The sequence below is a fragment of the Undibacterium cyanobacteriorum genome, assembly GCF_031326225.1.
Lineage (GTDB): Bacteria > Pseudomonadota > Gammaproteobacteria > Burkholderiales > Burkholderiaceae_D > Undibacterium > Undibacterium cyanobacteriorum.
On sequence record NZ_CP133720.1, the window covers coordinates 1,332,395 to 1,357,599 of the forward strand.

Below are 25,205 nucleotides of genomic sequence, written 5' to 3' on the forward strand. Positions count from 1 at the left end.
GCCTTAATCAAGCGATAAGAACTGAAGAAAGTTTTCTTGCGGAAATTAATGAGTGCTGCGATACTCGCGCCTACATGTTTTTTGGTGTTGCTATGTTGTTTAGATTTTGTATTATTTTTCTCTTTTTCTGTTGCCCTAGCTTTGCCATGGAAATGGCCCCAGCTAAGGCGTCAACGAAACCTGTTCGCTTGTTCTTGCAAGAGAATTTGGATGCGCAAGGCCGACAAATTCCTGTGGAAGAAAAAGTCCATGCCATCATCCGTTTCTTTGAAAGAGAAACAGGCGTGAGGTTCGAGCCCATTATTCTTCCTTGGAAGCGGGCCCAAGTCGAAACCTTAAATGGCTACGGTGTGATCTATGGATTTTCACGATCTGTCGAACGGATGAAGCAGTATCATTTTTCACAGGCATTAATCACCGAAAAGGTCTGGGCGATTACCTACGGGCGTCCTAAGCCTGCGTTCAAGAGTGTGGAAGATTTGCGCGGCAAGGTGATCAGCATCGGCCGTGGGTTTAGTCATGGACTCGAATTCGATCAAGCTCGAGGTACCGTTTTTACAGTCGAAGAAGACTCAGCTTCGACTGCAGCGCGCTTCAAGAAAATTGTCGCAAAACGTAGTGATTTAATGCTGTGGCCAGTGCGCAATATGGAGACCAGTAAGGAAGTCGAAGACTATGTCAATAAAGTGTTGATTCCACAGGCGAGTGATCTCGAATTGCAGAACAAGATCTTTGATGTGTCGGATAAGCCGATGTTTTACGATACCGTTCACTTTGCGAGCGCGAAGGGTAAATACGAGGATGTCATTAGCAAGATCGATAAAGCAATCGAACGCGGTATGCGTAGCGGTGAATTACAGCGCGTTTTGAAGGGCTATCACTGAGCTCGCGCGCCATAGGACCTGCCGCGCTTATTCATCGTCCATTTGCTTGAATGTTGATGCGACCGAGTCAATCAGACCAAGTTTAAGCATCACCTCACTACGAAGCCAAGCTCAGTTTATTTCGTTAAAGTAGGCAAAGACGTCGAATTGATTTTGGTTACGTGAATTTCGACTATTCAACCGTCGCGCCAATCCTATGCGAAATCAAAGTGTCGAGTGCCAGATAACTGGCGCGATTACGACCTTGTTGTTTGGCCTTATACAGAGCCGTATCGGCAGCATCGATCAGTGCCGTCACTTCGCGGTGGCGACTCGGGTCGTAGGTGCTCAAGCCGATACTAATTGTGACGTTCTTCGCCGCTTTGGATTTCAAATGCGGTAGGTTTAAAGCACTGACCGCTTGCAATAATTTCTCGGCGAATTGCATGCCATGTTCAGCCTGCATGTTCGGCAGAATCAAAATAAATTCTTCGCCGCCGTAACGCGCTAACATATCTGATGAGCGCGCTAGTTGTGACTTCAAAGCGTGAGCTACAGCGCACAAAACTTTGTCTCCCGCTGGATGCCCGTAGTAGTCGTTGTATTGTTTGAAGTAATCGATGTCGACCATGAAGATCGTCATGGGCCATTTTTGGCGTATCGCTTGTCCTAGCGCGATCTTGTAATGCTCATCGAAGAAGCGTCGATTGTACAAACCCGTGAGAATGTCGGTTGTCGCATCTTTTTTCAGTACTTCAGAATGCGAGCGTAGCATTTTCTCACGCTTGATTGAGGTGCTTGAGTCGCTCACTTGAATCAAGGCGCAACGTCCACCATCTCCCAGTTGAAGGGCGGTGATCGTAATTGATTGATGAATCGTTTGTTGCTCTTCTTTCTCATCAATCGCAAACAATGCCAAAGGCGCGCGATGGAATGCGTTGGACAAAACAGCAGGTAGTCCGTACTGTAGCGTGTTACGCAGTGCTGCCATAAAAGCAGAACTCGGAACATGGGCGAAGGCTTGTTCAACGCTTTTACCCACAGCATCCTCGGCCGACACGCGCGCATGTTTGGCCAACCAATCATTCCACATCAAAATTTTGCCGCCGCCATCGACCACAAAAATACCGAGGTTGATGGCATCCAAAATCGCGTTCTGATAAAGCTCGACTTTGCTCATTCTATCGTCCCCAGGAAACGTTCAATTTGGTCGACCAGACTGCGCAAAGACATGGAACTCAATAAGAAAATCAAATGACCTTCCGAGTGACGTTTTTCGATCGCGAGATCAATGTGGAGCAAGAGCAGATAAGGTTGCTCTTCAGTTTGGTTCAAGCCATGAAAAATATCTTCAAGCGAAGCGATTTTGTAATTCGGTAAAGAACTATCGAGTGAAATTTTTAACATATCCGCCATGGCTGATAAACACGCATTGAGGATAATGTTGCCGAGTTCGCACATCGCTTCCTGTTCAAATTCGGCGAGCTCTTCGATACCCATTTGGGAACCCATCATGTCACGTACGATTTCGAGTGCATGACTTTCGGTAAAAAGTAGCAAGGCTTGGGCCTCAAAAGGCCCGGAAAAATTTTGACTCACGACACCGAATTTACTGCTATTGAAAGCCAGCATGGTCGAGTCAACCTCAGTGGATTTCTTGATCTCTATCGATGGTACGGATAGCTTTACCTCATCGCCGACGATTTCGCTGAGACTAGCGGCTGCACGACCGGCCCCGACGTTGAACACTTCAACGAGCGCATCGAGATGGAGTTCAGATAAATTATTCACACCGACTCCGTGAAGTAACGTAAGGCTTCGGCGATAGACTTTTCAGTGACGGGTTTCGCTACAAAAAGCGCGCCCATGTTTTTGGTGCGCTCTTGAAACGCTTCTTGGATATTGGCGGAAAAAATCACGAGCCGTAGAGTAGGCAATTGCTGCAAAATCTGCTCTGCCGCGTCAGTTCCGAGGATACCGGGCATATTGATGTCCATGGTACAGAAATCGGGCTTCTGATTGAGGGCGATCTGTATGCCTTCGTCGCCAGTTGCCGCTTCAATGATTTCCCACTCTGGATGAACAACTTTGACACGCGCACGTATGACCATCCGCGAGACTTTGCTGTCGTCGACGATCAAAAGCTTTTTATTGTTAGTTGCTTGATTCATAGAGTGTTTTTCCTCAGCAGTTGCATAGCTTAAACATTTTAACCGAAGCCTTGTGAATCGCGAATCAAAAGTCGATCTTTCGGATGAGTGTCACGAATGAAAAAATGTTATTTTTTGTTACGTAGCTTACGCCAAAGTGTGGTTCTACTGATACCTAAGTATTTTGCAACTTGTTCTTTGTTGTTTTGGAACCTCAGCATTAGTTCTTCCAATGAAGGGGGGGGTGTCAAGACTGCTTTGGATGCATCGCTTGTTTTGTTAGGAAGCCTGAATGGGTCTTGAGTGACGAGGGTGATTTGTTGCGGTGCATTAGAAGAATCTGGGGCGGTTCTAACGGGTGCTGGTTCTTGCAATTCTGGGATTAGTTGAGCGAGCAAGTTTGGTGTGACAGCTTGTAGCGGATTCACCGATAAAGACAAAGCGACACGCTCCATCGCATTGCGTAACTCACGCACATTTCCAGGCCAAGGATACGCTTGGAGCAATTCCTCGCAACGTAGCATTTCTTCGTGCAAATTGGGATGAGGGCGGCTGCCGATCGCGGCACTTGCATGCTTGAGACACCATTGTGCCAAATCCACCATATCATCAGGCCGCTCCCGCAATGCCGGTAGACGTAAGCGCAATACCGCGAGACGATAAAACAGGTCAGCACGAAACCGACCTTCGTCGATGCGTTGGCGCACATCACAATGGGTGGCTGAAATGATGCGCACATCGACAGGTATCGGCCTGACACCACCGACGCGCACGACTTCACGCTCCTCTAGTACCCGCAGCAAGCGGGTTTGTAGGTGCAGTGGCATCTCACCAATTTCATCAAGAAATAAGGTGCCGCGATGTGCGGCTTCAAAGAGACCGGCATGACCTCCGCGGCGCGAACCGGTGAAGGCGCCTTCTTCGTAACCGAATAATTCAGATTCTAAGAGTGATTCTGCAATCGCGCCGCAATTTACGGCGACGAAAGGGTGGCGCGCTCGGGCACTTTCTCGATGAATCGCTTGTGCGGCGAGTTCTTTACCCGTGCCAGTTTCACCTTGAATGAGCACGGTGGCTGGCGAGCGGGCGTACAGCATGATGGATTGCCGTACGTTCTGCATCAGCTCAGATTCGCCACGCAAATCTTTAATGCCATGACGGGCCCGCAATTCACCGTGACTTTGCTGGCGTCCTCGATTGGTTTCGAGGCGCGTCAGACGTGCAATTTCTATCGCATCATCAAAGGCTTGTCGAATCGAATTGGCGGAATACATAAAGATGCCAGTCAAGCCAGCTTCTTCGGCGAGGTCGGTGATTAAACCTGCGCCGACGATGGCTTTAATTCCCATCGCCTTGAGTTCACTGATTTGCGCTTTGGCATCTTCTTCGGTGACATAAGTGCGTTGCTCAACTTCGAAGCCGAAGGTCGATTTGAAATCTGCGAGTTCTTTAATCGTTTCTTGATAGGTGACGATTGCAATGGCTGGGCTGACTTTACGAGCCCGCGCCAAAGCTTGCATGACATCGTAGCCGCTGGCTTTGGCGATAACGACTGGCACTGGTAGGCGATTTTTGAGATACGCGCCATTGGAGCCCGCCGCGATTACTGCATCACAGCGTTCGCTTTGTAGACGCTCACGCAAGCTTTGCACCGCATCTTCAAAGCCGAGGTGAATCGGTTCGATGTCTGCCGTCGCATCGTATTCGACCATGATGTCGCGAAACAAATCGAACAGACGAGAGATCGAAACGGTCCAAATGATGGGCTTATCTTGGGGATCGCGGGCGGGGTGAGGAAGTCGACTCATAGCGGATCGGGTAGGCTAAAGCTGAGGAAATGGCCGATGGCTCATGCCGGAAGACTGGTTCGACGAGTTTGGCCTTGAGATCGCATTCTGTTTCAACTTTGTTTCAAATTCAAGCCAAAAATGGAGAATTGAAACATTTTTTGTACGGTTTTGAAACGTAGTTGAAACATCATTGAAACGTTTTTGAAACGCATTTGTTTCAATTTTGCATTAAGAAGTGAAGGGAATCTGCGTAATACCCAAGTATTTCTCTCTGGTAATGGGATTGGTTCAGTCACTTAAGTCTTTGATTTTTGGATGATTTGCTATTTTGTTAGCGCTGGCGAATGAGCCGACCTTGGATGCTGTGAACAAACTGGCACGCGCTTTGCAATAGCAGCAGCATCCAAACTAAAGGAAAAGAACATGTCCCAATATTCCGCAGGTGCCGCCTTCCGTAAGGCGATGCAAGAAGAGTCTCCACTACAAGTTGTCGGCGCGATCAACGCGAATCACGCTTTGTTAGCGAAACGCGCTGGATTTAAAGCGATTTATTTGTCAGGTGGCGGAGTTGCCGCTGGCTCGCTCGGTTTGCCAGATTTGGGTATCTCCAATTTGGACGATGTGTTAACCGATGTGCGCCGTATTACCGACGTCTGCGATCTGCCTTTGTTGGTCGACGTAGATACCGGTTTTGGCTCATCAGCCTTCAACGTCGCACGCACAGTCAAATCGATGATCAAGTTTGGCGCGGCAGCGATGCATATCGAAGATCAAGTCGGTGCCAAGCGTTGTGGTCATCGCCCAGGCAAAGAAATCGTCAGCAAACAAGAAATGGTCGATCGCGTGAAAGCGGCAGTGGATGCGCGTACCGATGACAACTTCGTCATCATGGCGCGCACCGATGCACTGGCGGTAGAAGGTTTGGAAGCTGCAATTGATCGTGCTTTGGCGTGCGTTGAAGCCGGTGCGGACATGATCTTCCCAGAAGCGATTACGCAACTCGATATGTACAAACAATTCGCCAACGCGGTGAAAGTACCTATCCTCGCCAATATCACCGAATTTGGTTCGACGCCTTTGTACACGGTCGAAGAGTTGGCGTCAGCCGACGTCGGTTTAGTGCTCTACCCATTGAGCGCTTTCCGCGCCATGAATAAAGCCGCAGAAAATGTCTATACCGCGATTCGCCGCGATGGCACGCAAAAGAATGTAGTCGACACCATGCAAACGCGCATGGAACTCTACGAGCGCATCAACTACCACGATTTCGAACAGAAGTTAGATGCTTTGTTTGCGCAGCAAAAAAACAAGTAAATTGGATTGAAACATAAAGTCAAAACCCCTCAACGCTGAGACACAGAGGCGCAGAGGAGCGCAGAGAAAGCGTTATTAGCTCCTTCCCCTTGAAGGGGAGGGAATAAGTCTGAAGTGCCTCGGCGTTGAGGGGTTTTAGAAATAAACTGAACATATTTTGGAGAATCAAAATGACCACACAAGAAAACCCAACATTTAAACCAAAAAAATCCGTTGCTTTGTCTGGTGTTGCTGCAGGCAATACAGCACTGTGCAGCGTCGGTAAAACCGGTAACGACTTGCACTACCGTGGTTACGATATTTTGGACGTGGCAGATAATTGCGAATTTGAAGAAATCGCACATTTGTTGGTGCATGGTAAATTGCCAAACGTGGCAGAACTCGCCGCTTACAAAGCAAAATTGAAAGCTTTGCGCGGTTTGCCAGCGAATTTGAAATCAGCTTTGGAAGCTTTGCCAGCTTCTTCGCATCCTATGGACGTCATGCGCACTGGCGTATCGGTCTTGGGTTGTACCTTGCCAGAGAAAGATGATCACAATGTGCCAGGCGCACGCGATATCGCTGATCGCTTGATGGCCTCCTTCGGTTCTATGCTCTTGTACTGGTACCACTTCAGCCACAACGGCAAACGTATCGATGTCGAAACGGATGATGATTCTATCGGCGGCCATTTCCTCCATCTCTTACATGGCGAAAAACCAAAAGCATCCTGGGTGCGCGCAATGCATACGTCCTTGATTCTGTACGCAGAACATGAATTCAATGCGTCGACATTTACAAGCCGCGTGATCGCTGGTACAGGTTCCGATATTCACTCCGCCATCACGGGTGCGATCGGCGCTTTGCGTGGCCCAAAACACGGCGGCGCCAACGAAGTTGCGTTTGAAATCCAAAAACGTTATGACAATCCAGACGAAGCAGAAGCCGATATCAAACGTCGTGTGGAAAACAAAGAAGTGGTGATTGGTTTTGGTCACCCTGTGTACACCGTGTCCGACCCACGCAATAAAGTCATCAAAGAAGTGGCACGTACTTTGTCGGTCGAAGCGGGTTCGACCAAGATGTACGACATCGCCGAGCGTTTGGAAACAGTGATGTGGGACATCAAAAAAATGTTCCCGAACTTGGATTGGTTCTCTGCCGTGTCCTACCACGTGATGGGCGTACCAACAGCGATGTTCACACCCTTGTTCGTGATCGCACGTACATCCGGCTGGTCAGCGCACATTATTGAACAACGTATCGACAATAAGATTATTCGTCCGAGTGCGAATTATGTTGGACCAGAAGATTTGGCGTTTGTGCCTTTGAAAGACAGAAAGTAAATTGGGATCATTTTTAAAACCCGTATTCGGGCGCATCGCGTTGTTGGCAATACTCGCAATATCGACATATTGCTCCGTTTGCCGCCTAGCGCTGCATCCCGACTACGGATTTTCTAAACGATCCAATGCTGCGGCCATGATCTAGATTCTCGTGAGCCGGTAACAACAAAAAAGGAACAATGAATGAACACACAATTTCGCAAAAATCTCCCCGGCACTTCACTCGACTATTTCGATGCACGTGAAGCGGTGGAAGCGATCGAGGCTGGTGCTTACGCCAAACTGCCTTACACCTCGCGTGTCTTGGCTGAGAACTTGGTGCGTCGTTGCGATCCTGCGACTTTGACGGACTCCTTAAAGCAGTTGATCGAACGTAAGCGTGAGCTCGATTTTCCGTGGTTCCCTGCGCGCGTGGTGTGTCACGATATTTTGGGTCAAACAGCGCTGGTTGATTTGGCGGGTTTGCGTGATGCGATTGCCGATCAAGGTGGCGATCCGGCGCAAGTGAATCCTGTGGTGCCAGTGCAGCTCATCGTTGATCACTCCTTAGCGGTCGAATGCGGCGGTTTTGATCCGCAAGCGTTTGAGAAGAATCGTGCGATTGAAGATCGTCGCAACGAAGATCGCTTCCATTTCATCAATTGGACAAAATTGGCGTTCAAGAACGTCGACGTGATCCCGCCAGGCAACGGCATCATGCATCAGATCAATCTGGAACGCATGTCGCCGGTGGTGCACAATCAAAATGGCGTGGCATTCCCAGATACTTTGGTGGGTACAGATAGCCACACACCACACGTCGACGCACTTGGTGTCATCGCGATTGGGGTGGGTGGTCTGGAAGCTGAAAACGTTATGCTCGGTCGCGCTTCGTGGATGCGCTTGCCCGACATCATTGGCGTAGAACTCAGGGGTAAGCCGCAGCCTGGTATCACAGCGACCGATATCGTCTTGGCACTCACAGAATTCTTGCGTAAGTCCAAAGTCGTTGGTGCCTATCTCGAATTCTATGGCAGCGGTGCTGCGGCTTTAACACTCGGTGATCGTGCCACGATTTCAAACATGGCACCTGAATACGGTGCGACGGCAGCGATGTTCAGTATCGATCAGCAAACTATCGATTATTTGAAATTGACCGGCCGTGAAGATGCGCAAGTTGCCTTGGTGGAGACTTATGCCAAAGTCGCTGGCTTGTGGTCCGATGCTTTGGTGACAGCCGAATACGAACGTGTCTTGCAGTTTGATTTGTCTAGCGTCGTGCGCAATATGGCAGGTCCATCGAATCCGCATGCCCGTGTTGCGACGACGGATTTAGCAGCAAAAGGCATCGCAGCGGCTTGGGACAATGTGCCAGGTCAAATGCCGGATGGCGCCGTGATTATCGCGGCGATTACCAGCTGCACCAATACCTCCAATCCGCGCAACGTGATTGCTGCAGGTTTGTTGGCACGTAATGCCAATCGCCTCGGCTTAACACGCAAACCTTGGGTCAAGTCTTCTCTGGCGCCGGGCTCCAAAGCGGTCACTTTGTACTTGGAAGAAGCCGGCCTGATGCAAGACTTAGAAGCGCTGGGTTTCGGCGTGGTGGCGTATGCGTGTACTTCCTGTAACGGTATGTCCGGTGCTTTAGATCCGGTGATCCAGCAAGAAATTATTGACCGCGATTTGTATGCGACGGCTGTCTTGTCTGGTAACCGCAATTTTGATGGACGTATTCATCCTTATGCGAAACAAGCGTTCTTGGCTTCTCCTCCATTGGTGGTTGCGTATGCGATCGCTGGCACGATCCGTTTCGATATTGAAAAAGACGTGTTGACCGTGGTTGATGGCAAAGAAATTCGCTTGAAAGATATTTGGCCTAGCGATGAAGAAATCGATGCGATTGTGAAGTCTAGCGTCAAGCCAGATATGTTCCGCAAAGTGTACGAGCCAATGTTTGCGATCTCGACCGAGCAAGCAGCGAGTGTGCCGCCTCTGTACGATTGGCGCGCACCATCGACCTACATCCGCCGTCCACCGTATTGGGAAGGCGCTTTGGCAGGTGAGCGTACGATGAAAGGCATGCGTCCTTTGGCGGTCTTGGGTGACAACATCACAACCGATCACTTGTCGCCATCAAACGCGATCATGCTCGACAGCGCTGCCGGTGAATACTTGGCGAAAATGGGTTTGCCGGAAGAAGACTTCAATTCCTACGCAACGCATCGTGGTGATCACTTAACAGCACAACGCGCAACCTTCGCGAATCCAACCTTGAAGAATGAAATGGTGCGGGATGCTGAAGGCAAAATCAAAGCAGGCTCCTTGGCTCGCATTGAACCAGAAGGCAAAGTGACGCGCATGTGGGAAGCGATTGAAACCTATATGGAACGTAAGCAGCCTTTGATCATCGTTGCCGGTGCTGATTACGGTCAAGGCTCTTCACGCGATTGGGCAGCGAAGGGCGTACGTTTGGCGGGTGTCGAAGTGATTGCGGCCGAAGGTTTTGAACGTATCCACCGCACCAACTTGATCGGTATGGGCGTGTTGCCACTCGAATTCAAAGCAGGCGTGAATCGTTTGACTTTAGGATTAGATGGCACCGAAACCTATGACGTGATCGGTGAACGTACCCCACGCGCGACCTTGACTTTAGTTATTCATCGTAAAAATGGTGAACGCGTAGAAGTACCGATGACTTGCCGTTTAGATACAGCGGAAGAAGTGTCGATTTACGAAGCAGGCGGAGTGTTGCAGCGTTTTGCGCAGGACTTTTTGGCGTCTTCCAAATCCGCATGAGGATAAAGTTGACTGTCATTCCTGCGAAGGCAGGAATCCAGTGGCGCTGGTTGTAGAACGAAAGATGCTGGGCTCCTGCCTTCGCAGGAGCGACGATGAAAGAAAGTAGGGCGGGTGCAACCCGCGCCGCCAGAACTTTGAGTAACAGGGCGGATGGAAAGAGCAGCGCGGGTTTCACCCGCCCTACGAAGCTCGAAAAATAATAGTTGGAAATGAGAGCGATCTGTGGAAAAGCGAACAGAAGAAAAATGGAAGGCGAGCAAAGAGAATCGAATAAGTTCTGAGGATCTTGCTGCAATCATAATCGACGCGCTACTGGATGTCGGTATCGTAAAGAAGACAGATGTTCAACGAGCGTTAGAAATTGCGATGGATAAGATTGACGGTAGAAAAGAACTTGGAGACTACTAGCAGCTTAAGTAAATTATTGACTGTCATTCCTGCGAAGGCAGGAATCGAGTGGCGTTGGTTGTAGAGCGAAAGACGCTGGGCTCCTGCCTTCGCAGGAGCGACGACTAACATACTCAGCCGTGTAGCTGAACCGTACAAGAAATTGAGATAGTAAGGAAAACAATGTCCCACCCAGCCCAAATCAAAATCCCTGCCGTCTATATGCGTGGTGGCACCAGCAAAGGTGTATTTTTCCGCGTGCAAGATTTGCCAGCCGCAGCCCAACAAGCTGGTGCGGCACGTGATGCTTTGTTGTTGCGCGTAATCGGTAGCCCTGATCCTTACGGTAAGCAAATCGACGGCATGGGTGGTGCGACCTCAAGCACCTCGAAAACCGTGTTGTTAGCCAAGAGTGCAAAAGAAGATCACGATGTGGACTATTTATTCGGTCAAGTCGCGATCGATAAAGCTTTCGTCGATTGGAGCGGCAATTGCGGCAATCTTTCCGCGGCAGTCGGCTCATGCGCGATCAGTATGGGCTTGGTCGACAATGTGCCAAGCAATGGCATCGCGGTAGTACGCATTTGGCAGGCCAATATCGGCAAAACGATCATCGCGCATGTGCCGATGACGAACGGTGAGGTACAAGAAACAGGCGACTTCGAACTCGATGGCGTCACGTTTCCTGCTGCCGAGGTTCAACTCGAATTCATGGACCCAGCTGCCGAAGAAGAGGGCGCTGGCGGGTCTATGTTCCCAACCGGGAATTTGGTCGACGATCTGGAAGTGCCAGGCATAGGCACGCTCAAAGCGACCATGATCAATGCGGGTATCCCAACGATTTTTGTGAATGCGGACGAGATTGGCTACACCGGCACCGAACTGCAAGATGCCATTAATGGTGATGCAGCGGCCTTAGCAAAGTTTGAAACAATTCGCGCTTACGGCGCAGTACGCATGGGTTTGATCAAGCACATCGACGAAGCGGCAAAGCGTCAGCACACACCAAAAGTCGCCTTCGTATCCAAGCCTTTGGATTATGTGTCCTCGAGCGGAAAACAAGTGAGTGCAAGTGAAATTGATTTATGCGTACGCGCACTGTCGATGGGTAAGTTGCATCATGCGATGATGGGAACAGCAGCGGTGGCGATTGGCACGGCAGCGGCAATTCCTGGCACTTTGGTGAATTTAGCCGCTGGTGGCGGTGCACGCTCGGCAGTGCGTTTCGGCCATCCTTCTGGTACTTTGCGGGTTGGTGCAGAGGCGCAATTGGTGGATGGTGAATGGGTCGTGAAGAAGGCGAGCATGAGTCGTAGTGCTCGTGTGTTGATGGAAGGGTTTGTGCGGGTGCCTGGGGATTGTTTTTGAGGTTTTTGTATTTGATTGACTTGTTCGGTTGAGTTGAGGTCTGTTGGTCGGGGGTAGCCCGACAGCTACTTACTTTTCTTTGCTTCGCCAAAGAAAAAGTAAGCAAAAGAAAGGCGACCGTAGACTCGCCCCTTGGGGGTGCTTACGCTACGCGTCAGCATAATTTGTGCATCCCAAAAAATGGGAAAGTGTTGAAACTCGCTGCGCTCAGACAGCAACACTTTCTTATCCATTTTCTGTGAAGCACAAATTACATCGTCTCGAACGGGGGTAGGTCAAAAGCAAAATCAAAAACAACGACCTACAACCGCTATTAGAAAATCGAATTGCGTTTGATCTTGATTGTTTTGGTGTTGCTGTTGCTTTTGATTTTAACGCTGTTCCACTTCTGACACTGCCAATTGTGCGGGACAGAAAATGGAAAAAGAAAGCTTTGCTGTCTGAGCCGAAGGCGAGTTTCAAAGCTTTCCCATTTTTTTTGTCTTGCACAATTGGGAACCCGAAGGGCAGTGGCAGCGTGGACGCCTTTTTTGGGTTACCTTTTTTGGCGACGCAAAAAAGGTAACTGGCCGCCGGCCACCCCCGGCCAGAGAAGGTCGATTAACGAAGAAAAGAAATTGAGAACAAATAACTTGATGTAGTACAAAAGGCGATAACCTAAAACAAATAACAATCAAAAAAACGCCCAACAGAATTCAAACCAAAACGCTATAAAAACTGGAGACACCATGAACTACCAAGATTTTTATCAAGCCTCAATTCAAGACCCAGCCAGCTTCTGGGACAAAGAAGCCGAACTTATCAGTTGGCACAAACCCTATACTCAAGTACTCGATTACAGCAAACCCCCATTCACCAAATGGTTTGTCGGTGGTGAGACGAATCTTTGTTATAACGCGATTGATCGTTGGTTGGAGACACAGTCGGATAAGGCGGCATTGATCGCCATTTCGACTGAAACCAATTCCGAGAAAACCTATAGCTTCGCTGAACTGCATGTCGAAGTGCAGCGCATGTCAGCCATGTTATTGGATCTTGGAGTCAAGAAGGGCGATAGAGTCTTAATCTATATGCCCATGCTTGCCGAAGCAGCATTTGCCATGTTGGCCTGTGCTCGCATCGGTGCTGTGCATTCCGTGGTGTTCGGTGGCTTCGCCTCCAAGAGTTTGGCAACGCGTATTGACGATGCTAAACCCGTGGTGGTGGTGTCTGCCGACGCCGGGATGCGCGGTGGTAAGGCGGTGCCGTACAAGCCTTTACTGGATGAAGCGATCGCACTGGCGGAGCATAAGCCAGCGAAAGTGTTGTTAGTCAATCGTGGCCTCGATGCGATGAATTTAGTCGCAGGGCGTGATGTCGATTATGCGGCATTGCGTGAACAGCATATGAACGCACAAGTACCAGTCACTTGGTTAGAGTCCAATGAAATGTCCTATGTGTTGTACACCTCTGGTACTACAGGAAAACCCAAAGGCGTGCAGCGTGACGTCGGCGGTTATGCGGTGGCATTAGCCTCATCGATGAAGCATATTTTCTGTGGCAATGCGGGCGAAACTTATTTCGCGACGTCCGATATTGGCTGGGTCGTTGGTCACTCCTACATCGTGTACGGCCCTTTGATCGCGGGTATGGCGACCATTATGTACGAGGGCACGCCAATTCGTCCTGATGCAGGTGTATGGTGGAGCATCGTTGAGAAATATAAAGTCACGCGCATGTTCTCGGCACCGACGGCAGTGCGGGTATTGAAGAAGCATCCTGTTGAGTTGATGAAGAAATACGATATTTCTTCTCTCAAGGCTTTGTACTTAGCGGGTGAACCACTCGATGAAACGACGTCGAATTGGATCGCGACAGAATTGGGTGTGCCAATTATCGACAACTACTGGCAAACCGAAACGGGCTGGCCGATTTTGTCGGTGGCACGTGGTGTCGAACATAAAGACACGCGCCTTGGTAGCCCTGGTATCGCTATGTATGGTTACAACGTGACCATCATCAACGAGAGCACTGGCGCGGTCTGTGGTCCGAATGAGAAAGGTGTGGTGGCGATTAAAGGACCTTTGCCTCCAGGCGTGATGCAAACCGTGTATGGCGATGACCAACGTTTCGTGCAAACCTATTGGTCTAACTTCGCGCATGATCAACTGTATTCCACTTTCGATTGGGGTATTCGCGACGAAGATGGTTACTACTTTATTTTGGGGCGCACCGATGACGTCATTAACGTGGCAGGGCATCGCTTAGGCACACGTGAAATCGAAGAGAGCATTTCTAGCCACCCTCAAATTTCTGAAGTGGCAGTGGTCGGCGTCGAAGATAAATTGAAAGGGCAGGTTGCGGTTGCCTTCGCCATCATTAAGAATCCTGAACGCGCCGGGACTGCAGAATTGGCGAAGTCTTTGGAAGCCGAAGTGATGGCCGTGGTCGATCAACAGCTGGGTGCGGTCGCGCGTCCTGCACGTGTTTATTTTGTGCCGTTGCTGCCAAAGACACGTTCGGGTAAGCTCTTGCGCCGCTCCATTCAAGCCGTGTGTGAGGGACGCGATCCAGGTGATTTGACGACGATTGAAGATCCCAATTCCTTGCAGCAAATTAAAGCCGCGGTTGCTGCTGTGTAGTTTGGATGGCCAGCAATGCGATATTGATATAGGCCGCATTACGACACTATTTTTTAAATGTCGTTAAAAAAAAAGAAAGCGGGTCACGCAAGGTGGCCCCCTTTCTTTTATGGCGCTGATGTTTGGAGGATGTCGGCGATTTCTGATCGTCTTCAGAAAATTTGGCGTCCTTGCTACTTGCTGAGAGTACTTGGTTTCGGCAGCAATTGGGCGAGCGCCTGCATCGCTAAGGTATTGCCTTCATCACCGAAGTGCCAATCACCTTTGCTAACGTTCAAAGCATGGTCGCTATTGACTTGTGGACTCAGAAGAGTCGGTGCCAAGCTCGAATTTTTGAGGAAACGCAACCAGTCCGATCCATCATAGGCGAAGTAAGTGTTGTGCTTCGTATTTTTCACACATTTGATCTCGCGAAAGGCTGCGTCCAGATCATCTCGATACGGATGATAGATGTGGAAATTTGCGCCATGGCTTTTGCTCACGTTCTGCAATTCTTCGAATAGACGATGCGAAATTTGAACTGCATATTCTTCGCGTGGTGAAAGGTGTTGGAGAAAAGGGGTGAAATGGCTACGTCCATTGTCGACATCCTCTTCGACCAATAAGGTATAGGCTCTTTGCCCCTGTACAAAGGCTTCAATTAGTTCAGATTCTTTGACTTCCGTAGTAGGGCAATTTTTGGGATCGCTTGCTGCTCTTTGTTTGGATGGCAAACCGCGCACCCAACGATTCAGATACACCTGTTCAATCGAAATTTTTTGATCCTTGACTTTAGGGCTGAGCGCCAGTGCCATTAGATTGCGCAGTTTGAACTCGAAGCGTGGCGGCATCATCGTTTTTAACTGAGTTCCCGCAATCGCGAAGGTGGGTTTTAACTTGCCGGCTTCTTCCGTCACACTGCGATCGATAAAGGTGTTTTCCCAGTAATCATTGACCGGTGTGGTCCATACGACGACGGCGTTGGCTCTGAATTTCTGGAAGTAGTCCTGTAGGGCGAGCAACTGCTGATCCTGACCCCAACCAGCCGAGGCGATCGAAAATACTTTGACGTGTTCCGTACCCCACATAGAGCGCAGTGCTCTTTCGAGTTTGATTTCTGGCAATTGGTCTGCGGCTTGCGTGCCTGCTTCGACTTGTGAATCTCCCACAAGAGCTATGACATAGTCGTCATCGGCATAGTGTATTGTGCGCCCACGTAGCCCCAATTGATTGACTTGATGATCGTCTTTGTTAATGACGGCACGGTAAGGACTCTCATCCCATCTCCAACCTGCTTTCGGAGTAGCAGGGAAGTTAGCGAGATGTAGAGCGAGTTCAATCAGGATCAACAAAACAATAACGGTGACCGCAGAGAGTAGGAGGTTCTTGAGGAGTTTCATGCCTTCAATTTCTGTTGGTGCGAGTTGTTGATACTGGCTATCAGTGCGAGCTGTTAGTACCAGTCACACTGCGAGTAAATGTGCTCACAATCATTAATCGAGTTCAAATGCGTTTTCGTAACTGATGCGCAGTTTGGGATCTTGCTCTTCTTTTTTGAGATAGCAATTACCAATCGCTAGGCGTTCAATATCGGTACCCATAAAGCATTTAAAGGCTTCCTCTGGGGTATTTACAATCGGTTCGCCACGAACATTGAAACTGGTGTTGACGATTACTGGGCAGCCAGTCAGGGACTTAAAGCGGGAGATCAGCTGATGATAGCGTGGATTGGTATCGGCAGTGACCGTTTGAATTCGTGCTGAATAGTCGACATGCGTGACGGCCGGAATTTGTGAACGAGCGACTTTGAGTTTGTCGATGCCGAATAGAGCTTTTTCTGATTCTGGTACCGTGATACGTTTATCTTGGTGCACCTCGGCGACCATCAACATATAAGGGCTGTCTGCATCATACTCAAACCAATCTTGCACATCTTCTCGCAAAACAGCGGGTGCGAAAGGGCGGAAAGATTCGCGAAACTTTACTTTAAGGTTGAGTGTGCTCTGCATACTTGGTGAACGTGCATCGCCCAAGATGGAGCGACCGCCCAATGCGCGAGGTCCGAATTCCATGCGTCCTTGAAACCAGCCTAAGGCCCGACCTTGCGCCATATCCTGTGCGCATTGATCAATTAAGTCGGCTTCTTCAAGTACACTAAATTGTGCGCCCGCATCCCGCAGGGCTTGCTCGATGGAGGCTTGTGCAAATGCAGGTCCGAGATAGCTGCCGTGCATACGATCGTAGCTTGTGCAGGCCGCGCGTTCGTGGCCGAGATAACCGTGATACGCCGCCAGTGCAGCCCCTAGGGCGCCACCGGCATCGCCTGCGGCAGGCTGCACCCAGATACGCTCAAAACTTCCTTGTTTGAAAAGCTTACCGTTAGCTACGCAGTTGAGCGCCACACCACCCGCCAAACAGAGGTTTTTCATCCCCGTTTCGGCGGCAATCGCGGCTGCCAATTTCAGCACCACGATTTCAGTGACCGCTTGCAAGGATGCGGCCATATCCATGTGCACTTGTTGCAAAGCTTGTTCGGCAGTGCGTGGAGCTAGATCAAATAAGCGACTGAAAGCCTGATTGGTCATGGTGAGACCAGCACAATAGTCAAAATAGTGCATGTCGAGGCTGAAGGAACCGTCTTCTTTGACGTCGATGAGGTGCTTCAGAATGGTATCGACAAATCGCGGTTCGCCATAAGGCGCCAATCCCATTACTTTGTACTCGCCGGAATTGACCTTGAAACCGAGGTGATAAGTGAAGGCAGAGTACAGCAGACCTAAGGAGTGCGGAAAATGAATTTCCTTGAAAATTTCTAAGCTCTTGCCGCGCCCAATGGCGACAGAACTGGTGGCCCACTCGCCCACGCCGTCCAGAGTTAACACCGCGGCTTCTTCAAAGGGGGATGGATAGAAAGCACTCGCGGCGTGGCTTTGATGATGTTCACCAAATAGCAGCTTATCTTCCCAAACCACTGAACTGGAAAATTTCTTGAGCTCTTTGGCCAACAGACTTTTAAGGAAGAGCTTTTCGCGTAACCAGACAGGCAAGGCTAAACGAAACGAGGAGAAACCTTTCGGTGCAAAGGCCAAGTACGTTTCCAGCAACCGCTCAAACTTTAGGAAAGGCTTGTCGTAAAAGGCCACGTGATCAATTTGTGTGGCATCGATATGCGCTTCTTGCAGGCAGTAACTCAGTGCTTGGTGCGGGAAAGCGGCATCATGCTTCTTACGAGTGAAACGCTCTTCTTGTGCTGCCGCGATAATTTCACCGTCGCGGATTAAAGCGACCGCGCTATCGTGGTAATACGCAGAGATTCCAACGATGATCATATTAGAACAAGGTGTAAATAAAAGGAGCGATAGCGCTGCCTTGTGCTAACACGATAAGCACGCCTAAGAGTGCCATCACTAACAGGATGGGAACCAACCAGAATTTTTTTCTGGCCTTCATGAAGGCAAATAGTTCTTTGAGAAACGACAAGATAGTACCTTGCTTAAAAAGAGTCTTGAAACTGTGTATGTTCGGTGGGTGCGTTCACCCAGCATGAAAGCGCGATTCTAACATCAAGCCGCGCCTCTTCATTCTAAAACTGGTCTTTCATAGATTGCGGGTCGGGGCCGGCTGGATCGCGTTTTTTCCAGTAACTCACCACCTTGGGATTCGGCTTGAGATCGAGAGGTCTTTTGCCAAACAAGCGCATGATGAGTGCAAATGGGGTAATTGCGCCAAAGAAAACAATGCCCATGGCGATCGGGCTGACGATCTTCGATAAGAGCTCACCAAAATGCATCCATGCGCGATTCAAGGGATGCAAGATGCGTGAGAAAAATAAGGCTGGAATCAGAAAGGTGAGTGCAATAATACCTGCCCATAATCGTGGTTCATGGCCATGACGTAGCGGGAGTAGGGCGATGATAGCGAAGAAAGCGCACATGATGAAACCGAAATTTCGATCGCTCGACATTTCGATTTCAGGTTTTTTGGAGGGAGGTGCCGACTGACTCATGATTTCAATGCGATCGTGTTCGAAGGTCGGCAGTATCGCATATTAGGACGGAAAATGGCGTATCGACCCCGTCCGTGTGAAACTAAGCAATCTAAAGCATTGTTGGTATGATGATGTTAAATAATTAATGCTGCTGACAGTGTACGAACTTCGTCGTCTGATTCTTCTAAAATTGACTGCAAACTGCCCTCGCCAACGACGAAATTGATATCTGCTTCGCAGCGATCCGTATCCGTGTCGGTGCGTGTATCGAGCGGAGACACGGTGCGCGCCAGTTCATTGGCGACGAGGAGCGTGTCCGCGAGCGTTTCCGGTGGCATGGCACGCAGACCGTACCACAGACCTTCGAGCGCTTTGTTGACTTCATCTGGTAGTTTCAAGTCGCGTAATACGGCGCGGCCAATGATGGACTCCTGTGACTCTTCTTCGGTACTGGCTTCACTGAAAGGATCATAGCTGTCATCGTCCTCTGCGCCAGATAAGTCGTCGGGCTCAAGCAGGCAAGGGAATTCTTCGGCTCGGGATAATAGGTAGAAGCCGCCAACCTCATGGACTATGCCGGCAAACATCGCGGTTTCAGGGTCGAGTTTGGTGACGCGTCGAGCTAATACTTGGGCGAGCGCTGCGACTTGTGCAGAGTGTTCCCAAAGCTGATTAATTTTGGCGCGGATCTGCGGATTTTTACTCGCCCCAGCGATTTGCCGCACGACCAATGACGCCACTAGAGCACGCAGGGTTTTGAAGCCAAGGCGAGCAATGGCCGAGCGCACATTGGCGACCTCACCGGTAGAGCGTTTATACGCTGCGCTATTGGCGACGGCGACCACTTTGGCGGCTAACAAGGGTTCATTGAGAATGATTTTGCTGGCACTGTCGAGAGAACAGTCCTCCACATTAATGGCTTCTTGCACGCGCAGCGAGGTCGAGACGCTGGCTGAAAAAACGAGGTCGCCACGTAGAGCCTGTTCTACCAGCAAATTTAAGGCTTGAGTCTTGTTCATCACAGAGCCTTACTCCGTATAAAAAAGAGTCGAAAAAGGCTGATCTGCTTGTGTAGCCTGTGTTGCTTGGGCAAGCAGTGTCAGCACGCTTTATACCTTTGTTTCAACTTCCCCTCGACGCGTCCTGCTGATTTGTCTTCAATCTGATCGCAGAGCGGCAATTGTTAAAAATCATTAAGTACCAATGTAGCAGAAAACCTTTCTGTATGGAAATTAAATTTCGCGATCAGAATGAGGTTTTGAATTGCGTGTTGTGAAATTGGCTTGGTGAAAAGTTATGAATTGATTCGTAATTGAGAAGAGCTAAGGACGACAAGCTCAAGTCTTTGTCCTCGTCATCAAAGTTCGTGAGCGTAGGCCGTCGTCTCTTTGTGATCCTCAGCTATCTCACGTTCACGGGCAAGTGATAAGTGCCTGATGTCTATTTGCCACGTTCTGGCAGGTTTTTGTTTGGCTTGCTGCGGAACCAAGCTTGTAGCTTCGGATAAGCCCGTGCTCTGCGCCAGAGCGCGCAGAGGACACAGATCTCGGTGAGACTTTTCCAGATTGATGATTTCTTCAATTTGGACACGAGCGGTTCTCGCGGTGAGATCGGCGAGCTAGCGCAGGCTTAGCGTGGATTCAAAGTGGCGATCACTGGAGCATGGTCCGACGGTTGTTCCCACTTACGTGGCACTCGGTCGACGACGCATGATGTACAGCGTTCGGCCAAGGGTTTGGATAGCAGAATGTGATCAATCCGCACGCCCTTATTGAGACGGAAGCCGAGTTGTCGATAATCCCACCAGCTGAAGGTTTTCTCAGGCTGTTCGAATTGGCGGAAGCTATCGCTTAAACCGAGGTCGATTAAAGCCTGGAACGCCGCACGCTCAGGCGGTGACACCAAATTCATGCCTTCCCACGCCGCAGGATCATGCACGTCTCTATCATCGGGAGCGATATTGTAATCACCGAGCAAAGCGAGTTCCGGATAAGTTTGCATCTCTGCTTGAACCCAGTCCCGCAGAGCGGCTAACCAACTCAATTTGTAGGGGTATTTTTCGGAGTCGAGCGCCTGTCCATTCGGTACATAGGCGCAGATGATACGCATGCCTTCAATGGTGGCGGCGATGATGCGTTGTTGTTCGTCTTCGAAGAGAGGATTGTTCTTTTGCACGTCCGTCATCGGATGACGTGAAATGATGGCGACGCCGTTATAGGTTTTTTGTCCAGTGAAAACGACGTGATAGCCGGCTGCTTCGATTTCCGTTTGCGGGAATTTGTCGTCAGTCAGCTTGGTTTCTTGGATGCACAACACATCAACGGGATTCATTTCCAACCACTGAAAGACCTGCGGCAAGCGGACCTTTAATGAATTGACGTTCCAAGTAACCAGTTTCATGAGTCAATCTCTATTCTGTAATCGTTGTTGTGATAAAAATGCCGCGCTATGTTGGCACACAGCAGCGGCATAGTGATTGGTTGTGCGACGATTTATGTCAATCGTGAACCAAGAGTGTATTGGCTTTAATTAAGCTTGACCAGCACGTTTCATCAAGAAGGTCGTGAGCATTGGCACTGGGCGACCCGTTGCACCTTTGGCCGCGCCCGACTTCCATGAAGTACCGGCGATATCCAAATGGGCCCAAGTGTACTTACGTGTGAAACGCTCGAGGAAGCACGCTGCTGTAATCGAGCCCGCTGCAGGGCCACCGATATTAGCCATATCAGCAAAGTTCGATTTCAACTGTTCGTTATACAGTTCGCCGATTGGCATGCGCCATGCTGTATCGTTTGCTTCTTTACCAGCAGCCAACAACTCATCAGCCAACTTGTCATGTGCGTCGTCATGACGTGTGAACAAGCCAGTGTTATGGTGACCGAGGGAAGTGATGATCGCACCAGTTAAGGTTGCGACGTCAATCACCGCAGCTGGCTTAAAGCGCTCTGCATACGTCAATGCGTCACACAGAATCAAACGACCTTCTGCATCCGTGTTCAAGATTTCGATGGTTTGGCCTGACATGGAAGTGACGATGTCGCCTGGGCGAGTAGCGCGACCAGATGGCATATTTTCGCAGGTCGGAATGACGGCGATCACATTCAATTTGAGATTCATTTCGCCGATCGCGCGCATGGTTCCTAACACGGAGCCTGCACCACCCATATCGTATTTCATCTCATCCATGCCTGGGCCTGGTTTGAGCGAGATACCGCCGGAGTCAAATGTAATACCTTTACCGACTAAGACCACAGGCGCATCTTTGGCTTTGCCGCCCATGTGTTTTAAGACGATGAATTTTGGTGGTTCATCGGTGCCTGCAGAAACCGACAAGAAACTATTCATCTTGAGCGCTTGGATTTGTTTGCGATCCAAAATCTCTACACCCATCTTGAATTGGGTCGCGATCTTCTTGGCAGTGTTGGCCAAATGCGTTGGCGTGCAGAAGTTTGCGGGCGTGTTGCCGAGTTCTTTGGTCAATTCCATGCCGTTGACCAAGGCGATACTTTGAGCCAGAGCCAATTTCGCAGCGGCGCCTTCATTCGAGGCGACCACAATGCTGATCTTTTTCAGATTGGCAGGAATGGCGTCTTTTTTACTCTTGTGAGCGTCGGTGCGGAATACGACTTCGTTGAATGCCATGACGATTTGACGGATAGTCCACGCGGTCGGACGGCCGTCTACTGCTGGTAAAGCCAAACTTACGTCGGAGGCGCCCAAGCCATTCAAGCAACGTGCGGCAGTTTGGACCGCGCTCGTCAAAGCTTTTTCGCTGACTTTGTTTGGATCATCACCCAAGCCCACCAGCAAAACGCGTTCTGCTGCAACATCAGCGAGGCCGCGTAACAAAAGGGAGGAGCCGACCTTGCCAGAGATGTCTCCAGACTTCAGAGCTGCATCGATCGCGCCTTTCTTGTTGAGAACGGTCGCGGCTGCGGACAATTTCTTATTTTCGAAGACGCCGACTACGAGGCATCCGGTTTTAATAGTGTTGTGTGCGCTTTTGGCGTCTAGTGTTTTTATGATAAAGTCCACGTCTTGCTCCTTAATATTACTTTAGAGTTGCCTTGTTGTTGATCAGACTAGCGATGCATGATCGATGCTTTGCTCGTACTATCTTATGCTTTTTGCAAACGACATCGGTTTTGTCCACCAGATCGACGACAGAGAGTACAGTAAAGCGCTCGCTCAATGTGGCGTCAATTGCGGTGCCAATCAGACTAGGCTTGTGGCCAGAATGCCGCGTGGCAGCGCGATCTTGGTGAAAAACGTCTATTATAGCGCTCTTGTAAGGCCGATATAACCACTTATATTTTTTATGATTTTTGAACGTGCGCTTAGGCGAGAAATACTCAGTGCAGCGGGCGCGGTGTTCACGGTATTGTTCACGATTACCGTGACTTTCATGTTGATCCGCATCCTCGGCGAAGCCGCAGGTGGCAAAGTCGGGTCGCGCGATGTTCTCGTTTTGATTGGTTTTACCTCCCTCGACTATTTTCCTATTTTATTGATTTTGACCGGTTTTATTTCGGTGCTGCTGGTCATTACTCGTGCTTATCAAGAATCTGAGATGGTGGTGTGGTTCGCCTCAGGCTTGAGCTTAACGCGATGGATTAAGCCAGTTTTGAGTATCGCGATACCACTTATGATGCTAGTTGGAGCACTCAGTATGGTGGTATCACCGTGGGCTAATGAGCAAAAATTGGAAGTGCGTAATCGCTATGAGAAGCGAGAAGACATTTCCAAGGTCTCGCCCGGCAAGTTTCAAGAATCGCGTGGCGGTGGGCGGGTGTCCTTCGTTGAAGAAGTCGCAGGTGATCTCAGTAAGGTACAAAATATTTTTACCAGTACCGAGAAAGATGGGCGCACCAGTGTGATCGTAGCCCGTGAGGGTAAGATCGAAATCGACGATCATGGCGATCGTTTTCTTGTAATGAGTCAAGGCCGTCGTTATGACGGTTTGCCGACCGAAGGCGATTTTCAAATGATGCAGTTTGAAAAATACGCTGTATTGGTCTCTACTCAAAATAAACTGGATAGCGACAATCGCAGCGCCAAAGCCTTGCCTTTGATGAGCTTGATTGAAAATCCAACACCTTTGCGTGATGGCGAGCTTTTATGGCGTGTGTCGCTACCATTTATGGGTTTGCTGTTGATGTTATTGGCAATTCCATTGGGGTATGTGAATCCACGGGTAGGGCGCTCGGCGAATCTGATTGCGGCCTTACTATTCGTGTCGATTAACATCACCATGCTCAATATGCTGCAGTTGTCGGTCGTGAACGGGCGCTTGAGTTTTTGGAAGGCCACTTGGCCTATGCACGTATTGGTTGGCTGCCTCATTATGATTTTCTTTTTGTGGCGTTTGAAATTGAATAGTCGTTTGCATCCAAGCGGATTGTGGTCGCGCTTCAAGGCCTGTTTCCGCAGCGAACGAGCTTGTGACGCGACCATTCCTGATGTCGTTCCCAAGTCTGCTCACACTGAGGCGGGAGACGCATCATGACTGTGTTACGTCGTTATTTTGGGCAAGAGATTTTTCGCGCCGTTAGTTTTGTATTGATGGCATTGCTGCTCCTGACTTCCTTTTTCGACTTGATGTCAGAAATTGGTGCAGTGACCAAAGATGGCTATCGCCTTCAGCATGCCCTGATGGTGATTGGACTAAGCCTGCCCGGCAAAGCCTATGATCTGATGCCTATTGCCGTACTGATAGGCAGTATCTATGTACTCGCTCAATTTGCTGCCAATTCAGAATTTACCATCATGCGCGCCGCGAGTATGTCTTCCTGGACCGCTGCAAAAATTTTGATGCGGATTGCAGCTGTTTTTATTGTGGTCACCTTTGTACTAGGTGAAATTGTCGCCCCCAAGACAGAAAAGATTGCCAAGACCATTAAGGCAGAGGCGCAAGGCGGCCCCTTAACTCAAGAATTCCGAAGCGGAATGTGGACCAAAGATTTAATTCGCGAAGATGGTCTAAACGGTGCCGTCCTTGGGGTTCGTTTTTTGAACGTGCACAAAGTTTCGCAAACACGCGAACTCTTGGGCGTCAAAATTTATGAGTTCGATAAAGACTTCCAGCTGATGCGCCAAATCAATGCCGAACGCGGAGAGTATGTACGTTCGCATGTGTGGAAACTCAGCAATGTGGTGGAAACGAGCTTTCCACGCAATATCGCGAGCGAAGAAATCTTAGATGCGAAGACGATTCATGTTGACTCCAAAGAACTGACTTCGGAAATCACCCCGAATATTTTGTCGGTTTTATTTATCGAGCCCGATCGCATGTCGGCCTATGAGTTGTCCTCTTACACGCAACATCTGGCTGATAATAAACAATCGACCAAACGCTACGATATGGCTTTTTGGAAGAAGATGACCTATCCGATTTCGATCTTAGTTATGATGGCCTTGGCGCTTCCATTTGCCTATTTACATGCCCGCGATGGCGGCATTAGTCTGCGTATTTTTAGTGGGATTATGTTGGGGATGGTATTTTATTTGGTAAACAGCCTGTTCTCCCATCTTGGCTTAATTAATACATGGCCGCCATTCGTGACCGCCTTGTTCCCGAGTTTTATTTTCTCATTGCTTGCGTTGGCGGGTTTGCGTTACGTCGAGCGCCATTGAGTTTTA

The 25,205-nt window shown here is 49.5% G+C and carries 20 protein-coding genes; 9 read left to right on the top strand and 11 right to left on the bottom strand.

The window, feature by feature from the left end; all coding sequences use genetic code 11:
- The first annotated feature begins 146 nt into the window (after window positions 1–146).
- Window positions 147–884 carry a substrate-binding periplasmic protein gene (locus tag RF679_RS05470; protein WP_309483207.1) on the top strand — a complete coding sequence of 246 codons (738 nt, stop codon included), beginning with the start codon at window positions 147–149 and terminating at the stop codon, window positions 882–884.
- 172 nt (window positions 885–1,056) lie between these two features.
- Here the strand turns inward: RF679_RS05470 and RF679_RS05475 are convergent, their stop codons facing one another.
- The 4 genes from RF679_RS05475 to prpR all read right to left on the bottom strand — a co-directional run bounded on the left by RF679_RS05475 (window position 1,057) and on the right by prpR (window position 4,821).
- Entirely contained in the window at window positions 1,057–2,043 is a 987-nt protein-coding gene (locus RF679_RS05475) for a sensor domain-containing diguanylate cyclase (RefSeq protein ID WP_309483208.1), read from the bottom strand.
- On the bottom strand, window positions 2,040–2,654 hold the full coding sequence (locus RF679_RS05480) for a chemotaxis protein CheC (RefSeq protein ID WP_309483209.1): 615 nt from the start codon (window positions 2,652–2,654) through the stop codon (window positions 2,040–2,042). Before RF679_RS05480 ends, RF679_RS05475 begins: the two co-directional genes overlap by 4 nt.
- Window positions 2,651–3,034 (bottom strand): response regulator, encoded by a 384-nt coding sequence (locus RF679_RS05485; protein WP_309483210.1) that lies wholly within the window; start codon window positions 3,032–3,034, stop codon window positions 2,651–2,653. The genes RF679_RS05480 and RF679_RS05485 overlap by 4 nt, the downstream gene beginning before the upstream one ends.
- A gap of 107 nt (window positions 3,035–3,141) precedes the next feature.
- Entirely contained in the window at window positions 3,142–4,821 is a 1,680-nt protein-coding gene (prpR, locus tag RF679_RS05490; RefSeq protein WP_309483211.1) for a propionate catabolism operon regulatory protein PrpR, read from the bottom strand.
- Between the two features lie 405 nt (window positions 4,822–5,226).
- Between prpR and prpB the strand changes: the two genes are divergently transcribed.
- The 6 genes from prpB (at window position 5,227) to RF679_RS05520 (ending at window position 14,599) form a co-directional block, all read left to right on the top strand.
- A complete protein-coding gene (prpB, locus tag RF679_RS05495; protein ID WP_309483212.1) occupies window positions 5,227–6,117 on the top strand; it encodes a methylisocitrate lyase in 891 nt (296 codons plus the stop codon).
- A gap of 170 nt (window positions 6,118–6,287) precedes the next feature.
- Window positions 6,288–7,442 (top strand): bifunctional 2-methylcitrate synthase/citrate synthase, encoded by a 1,155-nt coding sequence (gene prpC, locus RF679_RS05500; protein WP_309483213.1) that lies wholly within the window; start codon window positions 6,288–6,290, stop codon window positions 7,440–7,442.
- Window positions 7,443–7,625: 183 nt separating this feature from the next.
- Window positions 7,626–10,220, top strand: coding sequence for a Fe/S-dependent 2-methylisocitrate dehydratase AcnD (gene acnD, locus RF679_RS05505; protein ID WP_309483214.1), 2,595 nt, complete (start codon window positions 7,626–7,628; stop codon window positions 10,218–10,220).
- A gap of 225 nt (window positions 10,221–10,445) precedes the next feature.
- On the top strand, window positions 10,446–10,631 hold the full coding sequence (locus RF679_RS05510) for a hypothetical protein (RefSeq protein ID WP_309483215.1): 186 nt from the start codon (window positions 10,446–10,448) through the stop codon (window positions 10,629–10,631).
- 162 nt (window positions 10,632–10,793) lie between these two features.
- Window positions 10,794–11,978 (top strand): 2-methylaconitate cis-trans isomerase PrpF, encoded by a 1,185-nt coding sequence (gene prpF, locus RF679_RS05515; protein WP_309483216.1) that lies wholly within the window; start codon window positions 10,794–10,796, stop codon window positions 11,976–11,978.
- A gap of 728 nt (window positions 11,979–12,706) precedes the next feature.
- A complete protein-coding gene (locus tag RF679_RS05520) occupies window positions 12,707–14,599 on the top strand; it encodes a propionate--CoA ligase (protein ID WP_373921740.1) in 1,893 nt (630 codons plus the stop codon).
- Window positions 14,600–14,772: 173 nt separating this feature from the next.
- Here RF679_RS05520 and RF679_RS05525 read toward each other — a convergent pair whose 3' ends face one another.
- The 7 genes from RF679_RS05525 to RF679_RS05555 all read right to left on the bottom strand — a co-directional run bounded on the left by RF679_RS05525 (window position 14,773) and on the right by RF679_RS05555 (window position 22,601).
- A complete protein-coding gene (locus tag RF679_RS05525; protein ID WP_309483217.1) occupies window positions 14,773–15,978 on the bottom strand; it encodes a hypothetical protein in 1,206 nt (401 codons plus the stop codon).
- Between the two features lie 93 nt (window positions 15,979–16,071).
- Window positions 16,072–17,907 (bottom strand): carbamoyltransferase family protein, encoded by a 1,836-nt coding sequence (locus RF679_RS05530; protein WP_309483218.1) that lies wholly within the window; start codon window positions 17,905–17,907, stop codon window positions 16,072–16,074.
- 1 nt (window position 17,908) lies between these two features.
- Window positions 17,909–18,058 (bottom strand): DUF5989 family protein, encoded by a 150-nt coding sequence (locus RF679_RS05535; RefSeq protein WP_309483219.1) that lies wholly within the window; start codon window positions 18,056–18,058, stop codon window positions 17,909–17,911.
- A 103-nt stretch (window positions 18,059–18,161) separates the two neighbouring features.
- Window positions 18,162–18,542, bottom strand: coding sequence for an SxtJ family membrane protein (locus tag RF679_RS05540; protein ID WP_309483220.1), 381 nt, complete (start codon window positions 18,540–18,542; stop codon window positions 18,162–18,164).
- A gap of 158 nt (window positions 18,543–18,700) precedes the next feature.
- Window positions 18,701–19,585 carry an HDOD domain-containing protein gene (locus tag RF679_RS05545; RefSeq protein WP_309483221.1) on the bottom strand — a complete coding sequence of 295 codons (885 nt, stop codon included), beginning with the start codon at window positions 19,583–19,585 and terminating at the stop codon, window positions 18,701–18,703.
- Window positions 19,586–20,195: 610 nt separating this feature from the next.
- The gene (gene xth / locus RF679_RS05550) at window positions 20,196–20,966 is read right to left on the bottom strand and encodes an exodeoxyribonuclease III (protein WP_309483222.1); all 771 of its coding nucleotides are present in this window, start codon (window positions 20,964–20,966) and stop codon (window positions 20,196–20,198) included.
- Window positions 20,967–21,095: 129 nt separating this feature from the next.
- The gene (locus RF679_RS05555; protein WP_309483223.1) at window positions 21,096–22,601 is read right to left on the bottom strand and encodes a leucyl aminopeptidase; all 1,506 of its coding nucleotides are present in this window, start codon (window positions 22,599–22,601) and stop codon (window positions 21,096–21,098) included.
- A gap of 283 nt (window positions 22,602–22,884) precedes the next feature.
- Here RF679_RS05555 and lptF point away from each other — a divergent pair, with 283 nt between their 5' ends.
- Window positions 22,885–24,072, top strand: a complete 1,188-nt coding sequence (gene lptF, locus RF679_RS05560) for an LPS export ABC transporter permease LptF (protein ID WP_309483224.1) — start codon at window positions 22,885–22,887, stop codon at window positions 24,070–24,072.
- The gene (gene lptG, locus RF679_RS05565) at window positions 24,069–25,199 is read left to right on the top strand and encodes an LPS export ABC transporter permease LptG (protein ID WP_309483225.1); all 1,131 of its coding nucleotides are present in this window, start codon (window positions 24,069–24,071) and stop codon (window positions 25,197–25,199) included. Before lptF ends, lptG begins: the two co-directional genes overlap by 4 nt.
- Window positions 25,200–25,205: the final 6 nt, after the last annotated feature.

Excerpts from the sequence above, each read along its gene's own strand:
- RF679_RS05545 (WP_309483221.1), bottom strand. The coding sequence starts at position 19,585 with ATGAACAAGACTCAAGCCTTAAATTTGCTGGTAGAACAGGCTCTACGT.
- xth (WP_309483222.1), bottom strand. The coding sequence starts at position 20,966 with ATGAAACTGGTTACTTGGAACGTCAATTCATTAAAGGTCCGCTTGCCG.
- prpC (WP_309483213.1), top strand. The coding sequence starts at position 6,288 with ATGACCACACAAGAAAACCCAACATTTAAACCAAAAAAATCCGTTGCT.
- RF679_RS05470 (WP_309483207.1), top strand. The coding sequence starts at position 147 with ATGGAAATGGCCCCAGCTAAGGCGTCAACGAAACCTGTTCGCTTGTTC.
- prpR (WP_309483211.1), bottom strand. The coding sequence starts at position 4,821 with ATGAGTCGACTTCCTCACCCCGCCCGCGATCCCCAAGATAAGCCCATC.
- lptG (WP_309483225.1), top strand. The coding sequence starts at position 24,069 with ATGACTGTGTTACGTCGTTATTTTGGGCAAGAGATTTTTCGCGCCGTT.
- lptF (WP_309483224.1), top strand. The coding sequence starts at position 22,885 with ATGATTTTTGAACGTGCGCTTAGGCGAGAAATACTCAGTGCAGCGGGC.
- RF679_RS05540 (WP_309483220.1), bottom strand. The coding sequence starts at position 18,542 with ATGTCGAGCGATCGAAATTTCGGTTTCATCATGTGCGCTTTCTTCGCT.
- RF679_RS05530 (WP_309483218.1), bottom strand. The coding sequence starts at position 17,907 with ATGATCATCGTTGGAATCTCTGCGTATTACCACGATAGCGCGGTCGCT.
- RF679_RS05485 (WP_309483210.1), bottom strand. The coding sequence starts at position 3,034 with ATGAATCAAGCAACTAACAATAAAAAGCTTTTGATCGTCGACGACAGC.
- RF679_RS05475 (WP_309483208.1), bottom strand. The coding sequence starts at position 2,043 with ATGAGCAAAGTCGAGCTTTATCAGAACGCGATTTTGGATGCCATCAAC.
- acnD (WP_309483214.1), top strand. The coding sequence starts at position 7,626 with ATGAACACACAATTTCGCAAAAATCTCCCCGGCACTTCACTCGACTAT.
- RF679_RS05520 (WP_373921740.1), top strand. The coding sequence starts at position 12,707 with ATGAACTACCAAGATTTTTATCAAGCCTCAATTCAAGACCCAGCCAGC.
- prpF (WP_309483216.1), top strand. The coding sequence starts at position 10,794 with ATGTCCCACCCAGCCCAAATCAAAATCCCTGCCGTCTATATGCGTGGT.
- prpB (WP_309483212.1), top strand. The coding sequence starts at position 5,227 with ATGTCCCAATATTCCGCAGGTGCCGCCTTCCGTAAGGCGATGCAAGAA.
- RF679_RS05525 (WP_309483217.1), bottom strand. The coding sequence starts at position 15,978 with ATGAAACTCCTCAAGAACCTCCTACTCTCTGCGGTCACCGTTATTGTT.